Source organism: Caldicoprobacter sp., assembly GCF_047459465.1.
Taxonomy (GTDB): Bacteria; Bacillota; Clostridia; order Caldicoprobacterales; family Caldicoprobacteraceae; genus Caldicoprobacter.
Window position 1 is genome coordinate 1 of record NZ_VSCO01000138.1, and the last position, 4,626, is coordinate 4,626.

At 39.6% G+C, this 4,626-nt stretch carries 4 protein-coding genes; all 4 read left to right on the forward strand.

Annotated features, from left to right (window positions below; all coding sequences use genetic code 11):
* Window positions 1-812, forward strand: an 812-nt coding sequence (locus FWJ59_RS08035; protein WP_414481430.1) for a carbohydrate ABC transporter permease, incomplete at its 5' end; no start/stop codon positions are given.
* A 16-nt stretch (window positions 813-828) separates the two neighbouring features.
* Window positions 829-1,833, forward strand: coding sequence for a hypothetical protein (locus FWJ59_RS08040; protein WP_414481431.1), 1,005 nt, complete (start codon window positions 829-831; stop codon window positions 1,831-1,833).
* A 32-nt stretch (window positions 1,834-1,865) separates the two neighbouring features.
* Window positions 1,866-2,897, forward strand: coding sequence for a YIP1 family protein (locus FWJ59_RS08045; protein WP_414481432.1), 1,032 nt, complete (start codon window positions 1,866-1,868; stop codon window positions 2,895-2,897).
* Window positions 2,898-2,911: 14 nt separating this feature from the next.
* Window positions 2,912-4,626: DUF5696 domain-containing protein (locus FWJ59_RS08050; RefSeq protein ID WP_414481433.1), on the forward strand; the 1,715-nt coding region annotated here is incomplete at its 3' end.

A 4,626-nucleotide genomic window follows, 5' to 3' on the forward strand; every position in this document is an offset into this window, starting at 1 on the left:
CGTTTATGTTATTTGTACTTCTTGTATTATTTGGTGCATTTATGGCTTTACCATTGATATATACAATTAACAACGCTTTTAAGCCTTTAGATGAGTTGTTTTTGTTTCCTCCTAGATTTTTTGTACGAAACCCTACTTTTGATAATTTTTACGATTTAGTGTATTTGATTGGAAATTCATGGGTACCATTCTCTAGATATTTGTCAAACACAATCTTTATTACCTTAGTGGGCACTGCTGGACATGTGATATTTGCTTCTGCAGCAGCGTATCCATTGGCAAAATACAGGTTCCCTGGTTCAAAGGCTTTGTCAACAATGGTTGTGTTGTCTTTGATGTTTTCGGGGCATGTTACGGGTATTCCTAACTACATGATTATGTCACGGTTAGGTTGGATAGATACACATGCATCTATAATAATCCCTGCATGGGCTTTCCCACTTGGACTTTTCTTGATGAGGCAGTTTATGGAACAGCTTCCGTCTTCTTTGTTAGAAGCAGCCAAAATGGATGGGGCAAGTGAATACAGGATTTTTTGGCAAATTGTAATGCCTAACGTTAAGCCTGCTTGGTTGACCCTTATAATTTTACGCTTTCCCTCACTCTGGGGGTCGGATGGAGGAAGTTTTATATACAGTGAGAATCTCAAAACTTTAAATTACGCATTAGGTCAGATTACGCAAGGGGGTATTGCAAGAGCGGGGGTAGGAGCTGCTATCGGTTTAGTACTCATGATAGTGCCCATTACCATGTTCATAATTTCGCAGAGTAATGTTATACAGACGATGGCTACTTCTGGAATAAAAGACTAGAAGGGAGCATTGAGAGATGATCAAAGGGAAAAGGCTGTTTTTCGTTATACTTCTAATTTTGTTCATTAGTCTATCACTTGGATACCCTAGCAGCGTATATGCCTATTATGCTCCTTCTTATAACTATTCTTATTGGAGAAATAGCGTTGCAGCGCCAGAGGCATATGAGGCAACACAAATTATAGATGGTAAATCTCTGGGAGTCGGTTCTCTAAAGGAACCAAGCGATATTTATGTTTTAAATAACGAAAGCGTATATATCCTGGATTCGGGGAACAATCGCATCATCGTTACCGATACAGATTTTAATTTGATAAGGATAATTGACTCTTTTGATAATAACGGGCGAATTGACCATTTTTCAAATCCTCAAGGCATTTTTGTTACAGAAAGACGTCATATATATGTGGCTGATACCGACAACAAGAGAGTGGTGCACCTGGATGATAAGCTCAAAGCGGTGACCATTATCGATTCACCTGAATCAGAACTCTTGCCGCAAAATTTTGAATTTAAACCAGCTAAAATTGTTGTGGACAAAGCGGGTAGAATTTACGTAATGGCCATAGGAGTGTTTGACGGCTTTATGGAATTCAGCCCGGATGGTGTCTTTACTACTTTCATTGGAGCTAATAGGGTAAAGGTGGACCCAATCGAATACTTGTGGAAGCTTTTGTCCACAAGGGAACAGCGAAGCCAAATGGTTCAGTTTGTACCTACCGAATTTACAAATTTGGACATCGATGAGGATGGATTTATATATGCAGTCAGCGCTGATAACACTGATGAAGATGTGAAGAGGTTGAATGCTCAGGGAATAGATATCTTGCGTAGGGATGGGTATGTACCTCCACGGGGGGATATTCGTTATACTTGGGATGAGGGGCCGTCGAGGTTAATCGATATTGACGTTGCCGATAGCGAAATTTACTCTATTCTTGACGCGAAAAGAGGGCGTATATTTACTTACAATGGTGATGGTTACCTTCTCTACATCTTCGGCGGGCTTGGAATAGAGTAGGGGAATTTGATACTCCTATAGCAATAGAACGTGTGGGGGATAACTTTTTAGTACTTGATAAAGCGTTAGGTGAGATAACTGTATTCGAGCCTACAGAATACGGTAGGGTTGTCAACGAGGCTATTAGGAGCTATTATCAAGGGGATGAAGAAAGAGCTGCTGAGATGTTTGCTAAAGCGGTTAATCTAAATGCCAATTTTGAGTATGCTTATGGGGGAATAGGTAAGGCTTATTTGAGAAAGGGAGATTATGAGAGCGCGGTAGAATATTTTAAGGAAAGCATGGACCGGAAGAATTATTCAAAAGCATATATTCTTTATCGCCGAGAGACATTGAGGGAATACTTCCCCTTGTTAATGACGATATTATGCATTCTGATATTGTGCACTCCTTTAATAAGAAAATATATATGGCGTCCTATCAAAGAGTTTCCGTTGTTTAAGAAGGAGGAAGTGAGGTATCCTTTGCGGTTAACGATCCATCCATATGATGAGTATTGGGAATTGAAATACAGAAGGGATAAAAGGGTTAATCTCATTATATCGTTTGTAATATTGGCGTTGCTATGCATCACCAGAATTTTACAGGTGCAGTATAACGGTTTCCTTGTAAATTATAATAATCCAAGGGATTTTAATAGCATTTTAGAGATTGTATATGTGGTGTTACCCGTATTGTTCTGGTGTGTAGCCAATTGGTCATTGACAACGTTGATGGATGGAGAAGGAAAGTTTTCAGAAATATTTATATCAACCTGTTTCGCGTTAACTCCGCTAATATTAATAGGCATCCCGTGGGTTTTGTTAAGCAATTATATATCGGCCGAAGAGGTCACTTTTTACAATTTCTTCCAAAGCTTTGCGGCATTATGGTGCTTATATTTGCTGTTTGTTGGCAATATGACGGTACATCAGTTTACGCCATCTAAAACAGTGGGAACTATGGCTTTGACTGTGGGGACGATAGGATTTTTGGCCTTCCTCTGCCTCTTGTTCTTTAATCTGATACAGCAACTTTTATCATTTGCAGTTACCGTAGTCAGAGAGATTCTGCTACGTTTCTGAAGGAGGACGGTAAGATGAGGTTATCAAAACGGTTGTTTCTTTGCACGTTGTGTTTATTGATCTTTGTTACGGGTTGTTCCACTAGTACAACGACGAGTGACGATCTAAAAGATATACAGTTAGAGGGGGAACCAACCTTAACAGCCGCTTTTACCAATTCTCTCCTTCAAGATATGAAAGGGATAGCGGAAAATGATTATTTACAGTTGTATATAAATGATGAAACTGCAGAGATTGCAGTGCTTGATAAAAGGAACGGATATATTTGGCGCAGCAATCCGGCAGATAGAGATGGGGATCCTATTGCCAGTGGAGAGAAAAAGGATTTACTATCTGCTCAGGTGAATTTGGAATTTTGTAATGAGTTTGGGCAATTTAATTATGCCAATTCCTATACCGATAGTATATCTTATGGGCAGGTAGCCTATACCTTGATACCTGATGGAGTAAAGGTAATTTATAAATTTGGTACAGTAGAGAAGACTATAGAGGATTTGCCCAAAATGATAAGCAAGGAAAGGTTCGAAGAAAAGATTCTAAGTAAAATCGATAATAATACTTTGCTCCGCGCATTGAGAATTGCATATAGGGAAGACAAAGAAAAGGGAGTGTATGTAAGAAATGATGGATTATCCGGTGTACAGCTTAAGCGTACGCTTGAGGCTTTTGAAATAGCAGGCTATACTGAAGAAGATTTGGCTTATGATATTGCTGAGAATAATTTGGATCAGACAAAACCTGTTCCTAGATTGTTTTTCGTTACACTTGAATACAAGCTGGAAGGGGATAGCCTTGTTGTTAGAGTTCCGGTAGATGAAATACGATATCTCAAAGAATACCCTGTTCATCAGATAAGCATCCTAAATTTCTTTGGAGCTGGTGGACCCAATGAGGAAGGGGCGCTTTTTGTACCGGATGGGTCAGGGGCATTGATATATTTTAATAACGGCAAATCAAAATATCCTCCCTATAGGCAGGAGATTTACGGCATGGATTTAACGGTGGATAATACGGAATTTTTAGTTAAAGCTGAAAAAGCGAGGATGCCAGTTTTTGGGGTAATCAAGAAAAACGGTGCATTGTTGGGAATCATTGAAGAGGGCGCTTCGGTTGCTGCAGTCAATGCCGATGTGAGCGGCAGGGATAATAGCTATAATTACGTTTATCCAAGCTTTTATGTAATACACAAAGATGATATTGTCTTGCAGGGTGAGGACCAAAGGCGCTCGTTTCCCCGTTATCAAGAAGAACCTATGAAGACAGACTTTGTAGTGCGGTATGTGTTTTTAGACGATAAGGATGCCTCGTATGAGGGAATGGCTAAATATTATCAGCAGCACTTGGTAAAGAATGGTATGCTCAAAGATAATACGGAAGCCTCAAATGATGATATTCCTTTTTATCTGCATTTGGTTGGAAGTATACCTACCCTCAAACATTTTGTGGGGGTGCCTTACAGGGCATTGAAGCCATTGACCACCTTTGAACAGGCAAAGACGATTTTATCCGAGTTGCAACAGGCGGGCGTGAACAACATCAAGTTGAAATATAGCGGGTGGTTTAATGGGGGCGAACATCATAAGGTCCCAAAATCCATATCAGTTGATGGAGCTATAGGAGGTCTAAAGGGATTAAACGATTTTCTAGAGTATATCAAAGGGAAAAATATTTCATTTTATCCTGATGTTGCTTTGCTGAGGGTTTATAATACTTCAGGTTTCAATGAAAC